Origin of the sequence: Mycobacterium sp. 1245111.1, assembly GCF_001673405.1 — a bacterium.
Lineage (GTDB): Bacteria > Actinomycetota > Actinomycetes > Mycobacteriales > Mycobacteriaceae > Mycobacterium.
Genome location: NZ_LZLV01000038.1, coordinates 1 through 15516, shown reverse-complemented (window position 1 = coordinate 15516; position 15516 = coordinate 1). Strand labels below are relative to the sequence as shown.

Annotated in this window: 14 protein-coding genes; 12 read left to right on the top strand and 2 right to left on the bottom strand. The window is 65.4% G+C overall.

What is annotated here, in order from left to right:
• The 6 genes from eccCa to A5658_RS07860 all read left to right on the top strand — a co-directional run.
• On the top strand, window positions 1-3964 hold a 3964-nt coding region (gene eccCa, locus A5658_RS07890; protein ID WP_197503077.1), incomplete at its 5' end, for a type VII secretion protein EccCa.
• Between the two features lie 89 nt (window positions 3965-4053).
• The gene (locus A5658_RS07885; RefSeq protein ID WP_067332901.1) at window positions 4054-4356 is read left to right on the top strand and encodes a PE domain-containing protein; all 303 of its coding nucleotides are present in this window, start codon (window positions 4054-4056) and stop codon (window positions 4354-4356) included.
• Between the two features lie 9 nt (window positions 4357-4365).
• The gene (locus tag A5658_RS07880; RefSeq protein WP_067332900.1) at window positions 4366-5565 is read left to right on the top strand and encodes a PPE domain-containing protein; all 1200 of its coding nucleotides are present in this window, start codon (window positions 4366-4368) and stop codon (window positions 5563-5565) included.
• 103 nt (window positions 5566-5668) lie between these two features.
• Window positions 5669-5968 (top strand): hypothetical protein, encoded by a 300-nt coding sequence (locus A5658_RS07875; protein WP_082993021.1) that lies wholly within the window; start codon window positions 5669-5671, stop codon window positions 5966-5968.
• A gap of 38 nt (window positions 5969-6006) precedes the next feature.
• Window positions 6007-7971 (top strand): PPE domain-containing protein, encoded by a 1965-nt coding sequence (locus A5658_RS27440; protein WP_082993020.1) that lies wholly within the window; start codon window positions 6007-6009, stop codon window positions 7969-7971.
• A gap of 125 nt (window positions 7972-8096) precedes the next feature.
• Window positions 8097-8561, top strand: a complete 465-nt coding sequence (locus A5658_RS07860; protein WP_156751321.1) for a hypothetical protein — start codon at window positions 8097-8099, stop codon at window positions 8559-8561.
• 6 nt (window positions 8562-8567) lie between these two features.
• Here A5658_RS07860 and A5658_RS07855 read toward each other — a convergent pair whose 3' ends face one another.
• On the bottom strand, window positions 8568-8939 hold the full coding sequence (locus tag A5658_RS07855) for a hypothetical protein (protein WP_067332896.1): 372 nt from the start codon (window positions 8937-8939) through the stop codon (window positions 8568-8570).
• A gap of 70 nt (window positions 8940-9009) precedes the next feature.
• Complete coding sequence (locus A5658_RS07850; RefSeq protein ID WP_156751320.1) at window positions 9010-9396, bottom strand: hypothetical protein; 387 nt, start codon at window positions 9394-9396, stop codon at window positions 9010-9012.
• A 223-nt stretch (window positions 9397-9619) separates the two neighbouring features.
• On the opposite strand from A5658_RS07850, the gene A5658_RS07845 reads away from it, so the two are divergent.
• The 6 genes from A5658_RS07845 to mycP all read left to right on the top strand — a co-directional run bounded on the left by A5658_RS07845 (window position 9620) and on the right by mycP (window position 15359).
• Window positions 9620-9928, top strand: coding sequence for a WXG100 family type VII secretion target (locus A5658_RS07845; RefSeq protein WP_067332895.1), 309 nt, complete (start codon window positions 9620-9622; stop codon window positions 9926-9928).
• A 50-nt stretch (window positions 9929-9978) separates the two neighbouring features.
• Entirely contained in the window at window positions 9979-10263 is a 285-nt protein-coding gene (locus A5658_RS07840; RefSeq protein ID WP_067332894.1) for a WXG100 family type VII secretion target, read from the top strand.
• Between the two features lie 68 nt (window positions 10264-10331).
• The gene (locus tag A5658_RS07835; RefSeq protein WP_067332893.1) at window positions 10332-11168 is read left to right on the top strand and encodes an ESX secretion-associated protein EspG; all 837 of its coding nucleotides are present in this window, start codon (window positions 10332-10334) and stop codon (window positions 11166-11168) included.
• 35 nt (window positions 11169-11203) lie between these two features.
• A complete protein-coding gene (locus A5658_RS07830; RefSeq protein WP_067332892.1) occupies window positions 11204-12232 on the top strand; it encodes a MinD/ParA family protein in 1029 nt (342 codons plus the stop codon).
• Window positions 12232-13713 carry a type VII secretion integral membrane protein EccD gene (eccD, locus tag A5658_RS07825; protein WP_082993018.1) on the top strand — a complete coding sequence of 494 codons (1482 nt, stop codon included), beginning with the start codon at window positions 12232-12234 and terminating at the stop codon, window positions 13711-13713. The genes A5658_RS07830 and eccD overlap by 1 nt, the downstream gene beginning before the upstream one ends.
• Complete coding sequence (mycP, locus tag A5658_RS07820) at window positions 13710-15359, top strand: type VII secretion-associated serine protease mycosin (protein WP_067332891.1); 1650 nt, start codon at window positions 13710-13712, stop codon at window positions 15357-15359. Before eccD ends, mycP begins: the two co-directional genes overlap by 4 nt.
• Window positions 15360-15516: the final 157 nt, after the last annotated feature.

Sequence of the window (15516 nt, the reverse complement as noted above, 5' to 3'; positions counted from 1 at the left end):
CCTGTTGATGATTGCGTTGCCCGCCTTGCTCGTGGGGATCATCGGCACCTTGGTGGTGATGTACACCTCGGGAGTCCGGTCGCTGCAATCCGGTTTCTTCCCGATGATGGGTCTGGCGGGTTTCGGCGCGTTGATGTTCAGCGGGCGATTTGGTCGCGGCCGCCGGATCTCCTGGGGCGAGCAGGAAAAGCAGCGTCGGGTGTATCTGCGACAGCTCGACGAGGATCGCGACGAGGTCCAGCGCGCCGCGCAGGATCAGCGCCGTAGCCAGCTGTTCGTGCACGGCGACCCACAGAAACTGGACACCGTGATCGGCGGACCGCGAATGTGGGAGCGTCGCCCGGGCGACCCCGACTTTCTCGACGTGCGACTCGGTATCGGGGTGCAGCAAGCCAGCGACTCGGCGGTCTCGCTGCAGTGGCCGGACGTGCCGATCGGCGAAGAGCTCGAACCGGTGACCGGTGGCGCGTTGCGCGACTTCATCCTCGAGCAGAGCAAGATTCGCGGGATCGGTAAGGTGCTGAGCCTGCGGTCGAAGCCCGGATTCAGTTTCATTGCAGGCGATCCCGTCGAGCTGCACAATGTGGCCCGCTCGATCCTGTGTTCGCTGGCGGTCTACCACAGCCCGAACGACGTCAAGGTCATGGTGGTCACCCGCCACCCCGAGCTCTGGTCGTGGTTGGTCTGGCTGCCACATAATCAGCACGACGAAATGTTCGACGCCTGTGGCTTGCGGCGGCTGGTATTCATCTCGCCCACTGAATTGGAAGAAGCGCTCGACGCCGAACTGCACCGCAAGGGTCGCGGACCGTGGTCGCCGCCGGTGGGTAGCAGCCCGACCTCCATGCCCTCGGCGATGGAACTACCGGGCCTGACCCTCGGCCCGCACTGGGTGATCGTCGACGACAACGTCGGCACCCCCGAGCAGTGGGAGAGCGTCACGGGGCAGAAGGGCATGGCCGGAATCACCGTGCTGCGCTTGGCAACTCGATCCGGCGTCGGCGTCGGTTTCCAAGACGACGACCAGCGGTTCGAGCTACGGGACGGGCGGCTCTACCACCGCGGCGCTTTCTACGCGGTCGCCGACATGCTCGCCGATTCGACCGCCAGTCGGTACGCGCGCTCCCTGGCCCGCTGGTCCCCGATGAGCGCCGACGACCTGTCCGAGACCGACAGCCAGGGCGCCGAGCTGTTGCGCGCGCTGGGGATCAGCGATCCGCGGCAACTCGACGTCGATCGGCTGTGGGCGGACAGTCGCGGACGTGGCGATGCGAAGTGGGCGATGGTGCCGGTCGGCGTCAAGCCGGGCGGTGAACTGCAATACGTGATCTTCCGCGCAAAAGACTTCGGCGGCTTCGGTTTCCACTCCGTCGTGATCGGGACGTCTGGATCGGGAAAGTCAGAGTTCTTCCTGTCGCTGGCCAACGGGATCGCACTGACGCACTCGCCCGAGACCTTCGCGGTGATCTTCGTCGACATGAAGTTCGAGTCGGCGGCCCAGGACTTGGAGGGCCTGCCGCACGTGGCCGGGTCGCTGTCCAACCTCGGCAAAGACGACCGCCACCTCGCGGAGCGGATGCGCAAAGCCATCAACGGTGAAATCGCCAGGCGTTACCGGCTTTTCAAAGAAGCTGGCGCGCGTGACGCCAACGAATACGAAGAGATGAGGCTTGCCGGACGCGACCTGGAACCGGTACCCATCCTGCTGGTCATCATCGACGAATACCTGGAGCTGTTCCATCACCACCAGGAGTGGATCCAGCTGGTGATTCACATCGGTCAGGAAGGCCGAGGCTGCAACGTCTTCTTCACGCTCGGTGGTCAGCGGCTCGACCTGTCGTCGTTGAGCAAGGCAAAGAGCAACATCGCATTCCGCGTGGCGCTACGCGCGGAAACCGCCGAGGACTCCCGAGACGTGATCGGCAGCGACGCCGCGCTGCATCTGCCGTCGAAGGAAAACGGCTACGCGCTACTCAAAGTCGGTCCACGCGACCTGGAGCCGTTTCGGTGCTTCTACCTGTCGGCACCATTCGTGCTCCCGAAGAAAACCGTCACGGTCAGCAAGACCGTCGACGTCAGTTTCTCCCAACCGCGACCACTCACCTGGGAGTACCAGCCGCTCAGCGACGAGGACAACGCCGCGCTGGCGGTGGCCGAGGCACCCGAGGAACCGGACGAATTCCTCTTCCACTCCGACGGCTTCCGCAAGAAGAAGCTCCTCGACGTCATCCGCGAGTCGCTGATCGCGCACCCCGCCCGGCTTCCGCACCAAATCTGGCTGCCGCCACTGGAAGTCAGCGAGCAAGTCGACTCGCTGGTGGGCTACTGGCGGGACAAGCCGTGGCACGTCGACTACGGGCAGAACCCCGGGTTGGTGTTGCCGTACGCGATCGTGGATATCCCGGAGGATCACGTCCAGCGGGTGCAGGTCCTCGATGCGGAGATGGACAACATCATGGTGGTCGGGACCGCGCAGCGCGGAAAGTCGACCACGTTGATGACGCTGATGACGTCGGCGGCGCTGATGTATCGCCCCGAGCGCGTCACGTTCTTCTGCATCGGCGCTTCGCTGTACCCGGTGGAGGAGTACCCGCATGTGGCCGGCGTGGTCAGCCTCAACGACACCGAGGGGGTGTCCCGAACGATCGCCACGATCGAGGGGCTGATCCGTGCGCGCGAGGCGTCGTTCAAGCAGTACCAGATCGACATCTCCGAGTTTCGCGAGCGGCGCTTCGGCGCGGCCGGTGGCGGGGGAACCGATCCGGAGGACAAGTTCGGCGACGTCTTTCTGGTCATCGACAACTACGGCGACCTCTACGACAAAGACTCGGCGATGGGGGACCGGGCGATTTCCATTGCGCGCCAAGGATTGTCCTACGGTATTCACGTGATGACCAGCGCCACCGCCTGGTTCGTCGGCCAAAAGCAGGGCCTGCTCAACGTCTCCAACGCACGGATCCAACTCCGCCTGAGCAACCCCGACGAGTCGCAGATGGGCACCGGGCTGGAGCAGCGCAGGGCGGCGCGAAACACCTTGGACAGGCCAGGATTTGGTCTCACTCGCGACGGGCACGAGCTGCTGGTCGGTGTGCCCGAGGTGACCGGCACCAAGGGCGAGCGGGTCGGGACGAGGCGCATCGGCTCGCTGATCGCCGAAGTCACCGGCACCGGCAAGGTCGAGACCCTGTCGCGCCTGCCCGAGCGGGTGTCGCTGGCTGAGATCATGGCCAACTTCGCCGGCTCGCCCGCTTCGGACGATCCGCTGAACGTCCCATTCGCGATCGGCGAAAGTGGTCTGCAGCCGGTGGCCTTGCCGGCCCGGGCGCTGCCTAACCTGTTGGTGGTGGGCCGCCAATTATGCGGAAAGACAACAACACTCGCGGCGATTGGCCGGGCCATCACCGAGCGATTCACCCCCGAGCAGGCGCAGATCACCATCATCGACCCGAAGACGACGCTGATCGGTCAGATCCGGGGCCCGCACGTGCGTGCGTACGCATATACGGCGGACGACATCGACAACGTCATCGGCGAGCTGGCGCGGCTGCTGCAGGACCGGCTCCCGCCGTCGGGTCTGACGCAGGAAGAGTTGCTGGATTTGAAGCCGTGGGATGGCCCGCGCCACTTCCTGCTGATCGATGACGAGCACGAACTCCGGCCGCACAACCAGGCCATCCGGCCCGCCGCGACGGCGCCGCTGTGGGGACTGGTCGAGCGCAGTCGTGAGATCGGGCTGCACGTGATCGCCTCGCGCCTGCCCGGTAACTGGGCCGCCCAGGTCGTGATGAACCCGTTCATCCAAAAGCTCACCGGATCTCGGTCGCCGACCTTGTTCATGGACAACGATCCAGCCAGCGTGAAGGTGTTCGCACGGATAAGCGCTCAGCAACTAGCCCCCGGACGCGGGCTGCTGGTGACCACCGAAGGGGACATCGAAGGAGTTCTGGTCGGAAGTCCGGATTAGAAAGTCCTGACTCGACACCGCAGATTGGTCAATTAAACTCAGACACCTGCGTTCGCGAAGATAATTCGCGGACAGACCTGGGAGGCGACATGGCAGGCGGACTAAGCGTAACTCCGGCCACGGTTCATGGGTCGGCGGCTACCGAGACGGGGATCGGCGCCGAAATGGCGGCCACCACGGCGGCCGGGGCGGCGGCGTTGACCGGGGTGACTCCGATGGCGCCGGATGCCGATTCGGCGGCGTTCGCCGCGGCATTGAATGCGACCGGGGTCGCCTACCTGGCAACGATGGCCGATCACGTTCAACAGCGGACCGGTTTTGCGGGCGCCCAGTCGTTGGCGTCAACCACCTACGAAGCCATGGACGCGATCCACGGCACTGCGCTGGGTTAATCGACAAACATGGTCGTCGATCCACGCTGGACCGGGCCACCGGAGACCATCGCGGCGACCTTCGAGGCCGGCTCACCGGTTTCGGTGGTCGCCAACAATACGGTCTGGGCGACCGAGACCGCCCACCACGAGATGGCGGCGGGGCTTTCGACAGCGAACACCGCGGCGACGATGGCGTCGTGGTCAGGTCAAGGCTCGAATGCCTCGGCCGTGGCCGCGACCGGTCTCAACATGGGGTTGCACACCGTTGCGGGATGGACTGCGCACAAAATCGCGATCACCCAGGGCGCTGTCGACGCGTTTATGACCGCGCGGTCGTCAGTGATTCCGTCGGTCGTCAGCCAGTCGAACCGCGCCAGGCGCGACGCCATGGACAAAATCAACTATGCGGTGTTAGGCCATTTCACCCCCGCGATTGCCCAGCACGATCTCGAGTATTACGGGCAGCATTGGCCGCACAACTCGGCCGTCGGAATGGGGTACTCGACGGCGCTCGGCGGATTCACCGCCTCGCTCGGAACGCCGCCACCGCTGGCGCCCGAGGGTGCGTCGCCCGCCGCGCCGGCCGCCGCCGGTGAGGCGTTGAGTCAGGCCGCGAGCAGCACTGGCGCGCAGGACGGAGTGAGCCTGTCGAATCAGGTTGCGCAGGCGGCCGGCCAGGCGCCGGCCTCGGCGACCGGCGGTGGCGCCGAGCAGATCAGCTCGCTGCTGGGGCCGCTGCAGGAGGCCGCGTCGGGTGCGATGCAGCCGGCGTCGCAGCTCTTGCAGGCCCCGACGCAGGGTCTGCAGAGCTTCAGCAGCCTGCCGCAGTCGCTGATGGGCGCGTTCGGCGGGATGTTCAACTCGGCGTCCGGACCGCAGGCGGCCGAATTGGCCTCTCTCGCTGGACCACTCAGCTCCGGGGGCGGTGCGGCCGGAGGTATCGGTGGCGGTGCGGCCAGCGCATTCGGCGGGATGGGAGCCGTCTCCGGCGCGGGGTTGACCAGCTACACGCGACCCACGAGCACGTTCGAGCCGGCCGACGGAGGCCGGCCGATGGGCCTGCGGACAGTGGCCGCGACGTCGGGTCCGACCACTACGGCTGGCGGCATGGGCGGGATGCCGATGGCGCCGATGGCGGCGCGGGGCAACAGCGAGGAATCCAATCAGCAGGCCGCCGTCGCGCACGCCCGGATCGTCGTTGCCGGCGATCACGTCGAGGATGAATAGCGCGGTCCGGGGCGCAAATGCCGTCGAGATTTTCGCGCATATGCGATCGGCCGAGTTCGGTTACGATCGCTTCAGTCGTTTCGAGCCTTCAAGGAGGTAGATCGTGACATTCGCGATGGTTCCAGAGGTGGTGGCGACGGCCGCCGCGGGTCATGGAGCGCTGGCTGCTGAGACGGCTGCGGTCGCTGCGGGCGTGGCGCCGGTGGTGTTGGCCCCGGTGCCGATGGGCATGGACGCTGACTCGGCGAAGTTCGCGGCGATCGCCGCGGCGGCAGGTGCCGCACACGTCGCCACCGCGGAGCAGCACGGGTTGATGCGGGGCTTGTATTCAGGCGCTCAGTCGCTGGCGATGACCACGGCGGTGGCTACCGAGTTGATGCGGGCTGCGGCGTCGGCTATCTAGGTGCTGCAAGCTTTTTCGCTGCTGGTGTGGGGGCTTAGATGGTGATACAGCCTTGGGTGGTCACTCCGCCGGAGGACAACCACATGGTGTTGGCGATGGCTCCCGGTCCGTCGCAGACTCTGGCGGCTGCGGAGGCGCTGGTGGCCCATCACGCGGCGATGACGGCGACGGTGGGAGTGTCGTCCGTGCTCGGTCAGGTGGCGGCCGCGGCGCATATTGGTTTGGGCGGTACGGCGTCGGAGGCGGCGTTGGTGTCCCACGACACCGAGCACATCGCGTTCGCTGAGGAAACTCTTGTCAGGGCGCAGATCATGCACATGGCGGCGGCAGCGCATCCGACCCACGTGGCGCAGATGGTCCCGGCTCCGTTGGCGCATGCGAATCGCGCCGAGGAGCACATCGACAACATCATCAATCCGATCGTGTTGGGCATGCTGACGCCGCGGATCGCAGAGTTGGAAATGGAGTATTTCGGGTTCATGTGGCCCAACAACGCCTCGGCGGGGTTGCGGTACGGGGCGTTGTTGGACGCGCTGGGCACGGCGTTGATGAACCCGTCGATGCCGGCGATCTCGGGCGGGTCGATCGCCGCGGCGGCGGTCGCGGCCGCCACGGTCGCCGAGAGTGCGGCGATGAGCGGTATGCAGGCCGCGGTTGGGATGGTCGGCTCGGGAGCCAGCGCAATCGCCGGCCCCGCAGCCGCGCTGCCCGCCACAGCGATGTCGGCGGTGTCGTCGTCGGGATCCTCGACGGCGTCTCCTCCGGCGAATAGTGTTGCGGCCCAGCCACTGTCGGCGGTGACCCATACCGCGCCGCCGGCCCCGGCGCAGACGTATGCCCCGTCCCAGTCCTCGACGGGGATGTATGCCCCCTCGCCGAACGCGAACCTGATGATCCCACCGTCAGTGCCGCCCACGGCGGCGCAGTCGCCGGTGCAGCCGATGATGCCGCGTCCGCCGGTCACGCCGCCGATGTCCGCCGCGCCCGGGGTCACCACGTTCACCCCGCCGGCGGAGCCGTTTTCCCCGCCGCCTTCACCCTCGGGCGGAAAAGCGGTCGGGCTCAAACCCGGCATGCTCAACGCCGCCGCACTACGCGGACCGGTCGGCACAGCGCAGGCCAGCACCGCCCTAATGACGAAACCACTGACCAGTGCCGCCAGCGTTGCCACGCAGCCGCTCGCGTATGTGGCGCCCCAGCACCCACTGCCTCCGGCCCCGCCAACTCCGCCGCAACCACCGCTGCTCAGCCCCGGTAACACCGCCCAAACCCTGAGCCCGCCGCCACAACCCCAGCAAGCTCCGCAACCGCCTCCGCACACTCCACCGCAGCCAGCGCAACAGCAGCAGCCCCCGGCCCAGCCACAGCAGCAACCGTCTCAGCCCCAGCCACAACCCCAGCCGAATCCGAATGTCGGTGACGCGCCCAATCAAGGCGTGCAGAACCTCTTGGGTGACCTCAAAGACTCTCCCGGCGCGCAAGCGCTGTCAGTGCACAATTCGCAAGACGTCCACGACATCGTCGATCCGTTGCCACCGGGCGAACACCCGAATGTCAAAGTGCTGCCGACGCCCGAGCAAATCCGGGGCCTGTACGACCAGCTAACCCAGAACGCCACCCCGTTACCAACTGGCGGCTACGGCTACGGCCGAGGGGAATGGGCGCAACTTCCCGATGGGACCAAGATCGGCTACCGGCCGGACAGCAAATTCGGTGGCCCAACGGTTGAGATCTGGTATCCGGGCGAACCGAAGGTCGACGTGCATTTGCCCAAGGAAAAGGTGCCCAAGCCCCAACCGGCTCCGCAACCGGCGCCTGAGCCGCATCCCGTCCAGGTGCCAGCAACACAGACGCCCGCGCCCGAGACGCATGAACCGGTGCACGACGACCCCGGCCACCAGATTCATGTCGATCCTCCGCCGCCCGGCTTCTGGGCGACGGTCGGGGGCATTGTGCTTGGCGGCCTCGCGGTTCTGGGCAAGCTCGGCCAGGTACTCGAGTGATGCCTGCCGGGGCGTCTGAGACGCGCCGGTTGGCGAGTGTCTCTTCGATAGCCGGCGTTTTGACGGATTACCTAGACGACATCACTCCGCTCGGCTTCCGGTACAGGCCAGATTGGTTGCGCGAGTTGGGCACTCCCGCCGGTTGGCAGATTGCGCAATTGGCGGACCGAAGCTATGAGCCAGCGCGCATCGCCGTGACCGGCCAACACCCCGATGGGAGTTGGGACGGTTGTGAAACCATCAGCGCCTTTGGATTTACCGGGTTTCCGCCCAAACACGTGGTCCATGAAAACGCCGACCGAACCCTCCGCGACCTTGGTGCCACGGAAATTACGATCCAAAGAGTCGACGAAGAACCGCTGCGCGGGGCGGTGGCGGTACGCAGCAGCGGGTACTTCGCAGCGGCCGGGCTCTGGATGTGGGCGCAATACAGCACCTACGTTTTCGGGTCTAGTGAACCGTCTCAAGGTCGGCTGATCGAGCACACGGTGTTCATAGATTCAGGGCGTCGGGTCCAGTTGACTGGCGACGTCATCCAACTCACGCAGTCTGTCCACCATGCCCTGGTTGCTATCGCCGCAAATAATTGAGCTTGCTCAGCCCTTCTGCTCCGAATTTTGGCTCGCCTCAATCGCTTCCGCGACCTTCAAGCCTTCCTCGGTGGCGTCGAGCCAGCAGTAAAACCACCACGCTGGTTCATCATCAAACTTGCTCGTGTACACCTCGCGAATTCGCTCTATCGACTCATCGAGCGTTGTGTGCCAGGCGCTGAAACGGCCGGTAGAGGACGAGAGATTACCGACTTCGAACAGACCTTCGGACACCAGTGAGCGGATTAGACCAAGGACCTTGTCCTGGATGATCGCTAGTGGCTGGCCCGGATTCTCCTGAGCCACTATCGAGTGGATACGCTCCAGCGCAACCCAATCGATCAGACCGCGAAGCAAAACCTCGTCACGCGCGGACATTACGACCTCTCATTGATGTCGGAACTTATCGGTCAATCGTAGTCAGGGCACATGCGCAAGCTGCAGCCAATCAGCTGGTCCGCACAGGGCATTGGCTTTCGCGAAGAGATTTAGCGAGCTTCTCTCCTTCTTCAGTGGCGTTCAGCCAGCAGAACCACATCCACGTGTTTTCGTCCTCAAAATTCGTCACGTAGACGTCGTGTATTCGTTGCATCGACTCGTCAAGAGAAGTGTTCCAGGCGGTGAAGCCGACCCCGCGCTTTACGTCACCGAGTACGAACATGCCGTTACTCACTAGCGAGCGAATCAGTTCGAGCGTTTTGTTTTGGATAACCGATATGGGCTGCCCGGCGTTTTCCTGGCTGACGCAGAGATGAACGCGATCCAATTCCACCCAGTCATCAAGGCCCCAGTGGAGCACCTCTTCGCGTGCCGACATCACGTCGCCCGCGTCCAAGTCGTCATGGCTGAATGATAGTGCTACCGCGAGGGCCGCGTGCTCACAGTTTGAAGCCGACCGGCCGGGCACACTAGAGCTGGTAGAGGCAGATAACAGCCATAACAACTTCAACCGCTGGTGGGTTCAACTGAGGATTTAAAAGGTGAGGTGCCGTACCTCCGAAGCGTGCTTACACTAGCGGCACGTCCCGCTTTAGGGGGCACTAGCTGAGGGAGAGGTAATGGCACTACTACAGGTAACGCCCGAGATGATGCGGTCGACTGCGCAGAAGATCGAGACGGCACTCGAGCATGCGACGGTCATTGCGAATCAGTACCTGGCCAACCATGAAGCGATGGGCGCTGCGTGGCAGGGCGATGGCTACATGTCTTCAACGAACACCGCCGGAAAAGTGCAGCACGGCTTGGTTCAAGCCACGACGTATGGAAACCACTTGAAGGATGGCCTCATCAAAGCGGCGATGATGATGGAGCAGCACGAGATGGACGCCTCGCACAGCTTCTCAAGCTTCGGCGCCGTCAGCACGTAGTCGTCGGTCGACCAACGCCATTCAATTCTTCGCGAGTTAGGAACTAGCACATGACCATTCAGTACGACCACGGCGCAGTTAACGATCTCGGCTCTGGTGTCGGGCAGCAGGCCGCGATGCTCACGGACCACCACCAGACCATCAAGGCCGCAACCGACCAAATCGGCGGCTTCTTCCAGGGCCAGGCGCACCAGGCGTTCTACGAGGCGCAGACGCAAATGCTTCAAGGCTTCGAAGAGCTCATCGAGACGGTGATGCAGCACGGGCAGACGATCCACTCCGTGAACGCTTCCGCCCACGCGACCGACGCGAGTTCGACGAACTTCTTCGTCTGACCCGAGTCGCAAACCTCATAGCTGGGGCGCACTAAAGGTGTGCGCCCCAGCGGCTTGGATTGACCGGCATGCTGACCACCACGATCGACGGACTGTGGGTACTCCAGATACTCGCCGGCATCGAGGTCGTCGCCCCTGAGTTGGGGCTGCGCCCGATACTGCCGAGCTTCGAGACGGCGCACAAGGCATTGGCACATCCCATCGCCGCCGAGTTGCGAGCCGCAGGCGTCATCGACGAAGCGGGGACCGTCGACTCGGTTGTCGTCGAATGGCTGACGGTGCTCTCGCGCAGGGACGTCGCGCTTCTCATCCACATGCGCGGACCCGACACCGGCGACCAACCGGCGAGGGCCGTGCTGGCGCGCTTCGCTCAATGGTGGGTGGTGATGGAGCGATCGGAAGACCTGGTCCGGATCGGCGGCGCCGGAACCGCGACCGCTGAAGGCGCCGCCAACTCGGTTCTGGTCGCTCAAATAGACAGACTGTGCGGGACGAATACGCCCGCCCCGTTGCGGCCGGTCACCCTCGACGGCGACGCCGTGCTTGCCAATGTGACGAGTCAGGCCTCGCTGAAAAACTTTCTGGCAGCGCAGCAGATGGATGCCGATCAGCAGCGCATCGTGTTGTTGGCCGCGGATCCCACCCGGTCGACTCAGGCCTCGGTTATTGCGCTGCAATCCGGTGTGGAAACAGGCCAGCCCACAAGGACTTTCGTCGAGCAGAGCGCGGTGACGATCATCGACTCGCCCGAAGGCCGTTTGGTCGCCGAACAAGTGCCGTCCGCGGGCAAGAAGTGGATGGTTCTGGCCCCGGGTTCGGCCACCAACATCACTAACGCGATCAACAACATGGTGCGGCGGTTGCCAGCCAATGAAGAATGGTTTTCCTACCGAAAGGTTGTGTAAGTAGAGGCTATGGCGCGCATGTTAGCATCGGCATCGTGACAAATCCGTGGAACACGCCAGCGAATTCGACGGAGCAAGGGACGCCATCGTCGAGACAAAGCGCGGGCTCGCGTCCACAACATCCTGACTCCGTCTCGGGGACATTACGCATCTCCGATATGGTCACCCCGCGGAAAATCCCGCCGGGTTCGGGATGGCGCAAATTCATCTATAACGCATCTTTTCAGACTATTAATCTCGGTGAGTCTCCGGCTGAGCGGCATTACCGCGAATTGCAGGGCCGGATCCGTCGCCACATCCGCAAGCAGTACGTGATCGGCGTGGTGTCGGGTAAAGGCGGCGTCGGTAAGACCACGATGACGGCCTGCATCGGTGCGGTGTTCCGTGAGTGCCGGCCGGAAAACGTCGTCGCAATCGACGCGGCCCCCGGATTCGGCACGCTGGCCGGCCGGATAGACGAGTCGCCGCCAGGGGACTACACCGCCGTGCTGAACGACACCGATGTCCAGGGTTACGCCGACATCCGGGAACACTTGGGGCAGAACAGCTTAGGACTCGACGTGCTGGCCGGAAACCGGGCATCGGATCAGCCGCGACCGCTGGTGCCGTCGATGTTCGCCGGCGTCCTGTCGCGGCTTCGCCGCACCCACAACGTCATCGTGGTGGACACCTCGGACGACCTCGAACATCCGGTGATGAAGGCGGTGTTCGACGCCTGCGACACACTGGTTTTCATTTCCGGTCTCACCGCCGACACATCTTTGCCGGTCACCCGCGCGATCGACTTGTTGCGGTCGATGGGATACCACGAATTGGTGTCGCGAAGCATGGTCATTCTCAACGACAGCCGCAATAAATACGATGCCGATGCGCGTGCCTATCTCACCGAGCGCTTCGGGCAATCGGGGGCGACCGTCGAATTCATGCCATTCGACCCGCATTTGGCCAAAGGCGGGATCATTGATACCCAGCATGAATTGCAAAAGAAAACCCGGCTACGGCTATTCGAGATCACTGCAGCGTTGGCGGACAAATACGTTCCGGACGCTGACAGGCCACGTTAATGCCCAAAGTCGCATTTCCGGCGCGCTGCGCGGTTGCGGTCGTTTGTGGCGAACACCTGGTCTCGCAGGTTTATCCGGCGTCGGTGCCCGTCGAGGTATTCGTCGACAACATCGTCGAGTTGCTCAACGACGAACTCAAGCGTCGCGGCTTGGCGGGGCTCGAGCCCGGCGTCGGTTACGAGTTGCACAAGGCCAACGGCGTGCGACTCGACGTCACGAAGACGCTCGACGAGCTCGGCGTCGAAGATGGCGCCACGCTGGTGCTGGCCCCGGTTGTCGAGGGTGATTCCTTTGAGCCGCAATACGAGTCGTTGTCCACCGGCTTGGCCCGTGTCGGGCAGAAGCTGTTCGAACCGGTCACGGCCGTCACCGCCGCCCACACGTCGCTGGTGATCCTGGCGATGCTCTCGGCCGCGATACTGGGGTTGGCGCTACGCATCCGCGTCGCCGGTGACGCGATCGCGCCGAGCATCGTGACGGGTGTTGCCGGCCTGCTGGCGGCCGGCGGGGCGGGCGCGGTGGCCCGGTGGTATCCGCATCGCGGCGACCTGCTCGACGGGTTCGGCTGGTTGGCGATCCCGCTGCTCGCGGTCGGCCTGGGATCCGCCGCTCCCGGCAATGTCGGTGCGGCACACGTGTTTATCGCCGCTCTGGCGACCGGCGTTCTGACCACCGGCATCGCGGTGATGACGCGGCGCCACATCACCGTCGCCGCAACGGTCGTCACGCTGAGCGCGATCGGGGGACTGGTCGCTGCGGCGCGCATGTGGCGGCCGATCCCGGCGCAGTGGATGGGGATGCTCACGCTCGTGGGCCTGCTGTTCCTGCTGACGCTCGCCCCCACTATCGCGTTGTGGGCGGCGCGAATTCGGCCGCCGTACTTCGGTTCGGTCACCGGGCGCGACCTGTTCCAGCGCAGTGCGGGTCTGCCCGCCGACGCGGTGTCACCTGTCGACGAGGCCGCCGATGAAGAGGTCAGCCCCGACACCACGCCCCGCGGCGCGCAGATCGCCGCCGGCGCCGTGACGGCAAACAGCGTGTTGACCGGGATTTGCGTGGCCGCCGGAGCGACCCTGCCCGCCGCGGTGTGGGCCACGCTGATGCCGGGCCATGCTCGCGCCGACGCTGCGTTGGCGCTGTCCGGCCTGTTCGTTCTGATCTTCATCAGCCGCGGAAGGGCTTTCGCCGACAAGCGTCAAGCGGTGGCGCTGGTGTGCGCGGCCGTGGCCGCGGTCTGCGTCGGCGTCGTCAAGTACGTTCTGCACTCGCCCGCTACCGCGGGCGGCCCGCTGTTGTGGGGTGCACTATTTCTGGGTCTGTTCGGCGCCGCGGGCCTTGTTGCGGCGCTGCTGGTTCCGATCACGCGGTTCACGCCGTTGGTGCGAATGATCGCGGAGTGGCTGGAGATCTTCGCGATCATCGCCGCACTCCCGCTGGCCGCCTGGATCGGTGGGCTCTTCACCTGGGTGCGCATGCGATGACGCTCGTGCTTGCCACACGGCGGATCGCCGCGCTCAGCCTCGTGGGCCTTCTGGTTGGTCTGCCGTCGAGTCTGCCTCTGGCACAGGCGATTCCGCCGCCGAGTGTCGACCCGGCGCGGGTTCCGCCGGACGGCAAACCCGGCCCGGATCAGCCGATGCGGCAGAGCAACATCTGCGCGCGCACGATCACCGTCGCCGAACCGAACGTCACCGTGCCAGCCCCCGGCTACGTGATGCTCAACGTCTCGAAGGCCTGGCAGTACTCGACCGGCAACGGCGTGCCCGTCGCCGTGATCGACACCGGCGTCAATCCCAGCCACCGCTTACCGGTGGTGCCCGGTGGTGACTACATCATGGGCGGCGACGGGCTGATGGATTGCGACTCGCACGGCACCATCGTGGCGTCGGTGATCGGCGCAGCCCCGCAGGGCGCTCCGATGCCGCCGCCGCTGCCGGCGGTTCCGGCCTTCCCCCCGCCAGCGGGCCCACCCGCCGCCGACGCCGGGCCGCCGCCGCCCGGCGGGCCACCGCCACCGATCGCGCCACCGCCGCCTCCGTCGCCGGTGACGATCACCGAGACCAAGCCGGCTCCGCCGCCCCCACCGCCGCCGCCAGGCGATGAGCCGTCGAACGGGCCGGGCGATCCGGTCGCCGGTGCGCCGGACGACCCCGAGGTCCCGCCACCGCCACCGGGCGTACCCGACGGGGTCGGGGGAGTGGCCCCGCACGCGCGGATCATCTCGATCCGCCAGTCGTCGCGGGCGTTCGAACCGGAGAAACCGGGTGGCGGAGACATGGACGCCCGCAAGAAGGCCGGCACCATCGCGACGCTGGCCAGTGCGATCGTCCACGCCGCCAACATGGGCGCCAAGGTGATCAACGTCAGCGTCACCGCATGCCTGTCGGCGGCAGATCCGTTGGACCAGAGCGCTATTGGGGCCGCCGTGTGGTACGCCGCGACCGTCAAGGATGCGGTCGTCGTTGCCGCCGCGGGCAACGAGGGCGAGGACGAATGTGCCCAGAACCCCGCCTTCGACCCGCTGGACGCCGCCGATCCCCGGGATTGGCATCAGGTGAAGACGGTGTCGTCGCCATCGTGGTTCTCCGACTATGTGCTGTCGGTCGGCGCGGTGGACAACACCGGCGCCCCGATCAAGAAGAGCCTCGCGGGCCCGTGGGTCGCGGCTGCCGCTCCCGGCGTCGGGATCATGGGGCTGTCCCCGCAAACCGGCGGGCCGGTGAACGCCTACCCGCCAATACATCCGGGCGAAAAGAACATCCCGTTCTGGGGAACGAGCTTCTCGGCGGCCTATGTCAGCGGCGTCGCCGCGCTGGTGCGGGCGAAGTACCCGGCGCTGACCGCGCACCAGGTCATCAACCGGATCCTGCAGACAGCGCACAATCCGCCACGCGGAGTCGACAACCAGGTGGGCTATGGCGTCGTGGATCCGGTGGCGGCGTTGACATTTGACGTGCCGCCAGGCGACCGGCTGGCGCCCGGCGCCCACAGCCGACTGATCATCCCGGCCGCGCCGCCTCCACCGCCGGACCACCGCGCCCGCAATGTCGCGCTGGGCTTCGCCGGTGTCGTGGTGGTGGCGGTCGTACTCGCGTCGTTGATTGCCCGGGCTCGGCGAGAGCGATGACCGCGACAACCAAACTTCTCGTGATCGTCGGCGTACTGGCCGCCGGCCTGATCGGCTGGATCTTCGGCGGATATCCCGGCGCCGCAGCAGGATCAGCCACGACCACAGCTGATGCCGGCGCCACGGGACCGCGCCGACGAGGATGCCCAGTACCAAA

Coding starts and splice junctions, on each gene's coding strand:
- A5658_RS07885 (WP_067332901.1), top strand. CDS start 4,054: ATGGCAGGCGGACTAAGCGTAACTCCGGCCACGGTTCATGGGTCGGCG.
- A5658_RS07880 (WP_067332900.1), top strand. CDS start 4,366: ATGGTCGTCGATCCACGCTGGACCGGGCCACCGGAGACCATCGCGGCG.
- A5658_RS27440 (WP_082993020.1), top strand. CDS start 6,007: ATGGTGATACAGCCTTGGGTGGTCACTCCGCCGGAGGACAACCACATG.
- A5658_RS07855 (WP_067332896.1), bottom strand. CDS start 8,939: ATGTCCGCGCGTGACGAGGTTTTGCTTCGCGGTCTGATCGATTGGGTT.
- A5658_RS07845 (WP_067332895.1), top strand. CDS start 9,620: ATGGCACTACTACAGGTAACGCCCGAGATGATGCGGTCGACTGCGCAG.
- A5658_RS07840 (WP_067332894.1), top strand. CDS start 9,979: ATGACCATTCAGTACGACCACGGCGCAGTTAACGATCTCGGCTCTGGT.
- A5658_RS07835 (WP_067332893.1), top strand. CDS start 10,332: ATGCTGACCACCACGATCGACGGACTGTGGGTACTCCAGATACTCGCC.
- eccD (WP_082993018.1), top strand. CDS start 12,232: ATGCCCAAAGTCGCATTTCCGGCGCGCTGCGCGGTTGCGGTCGTTTGT.
- mycP (WP_067332891.1), top strand. CDS start 13,710: ATGACGCTCGTGCTTGCCACACGGCGGATCGCCGCGCTCAGCCTCGTG.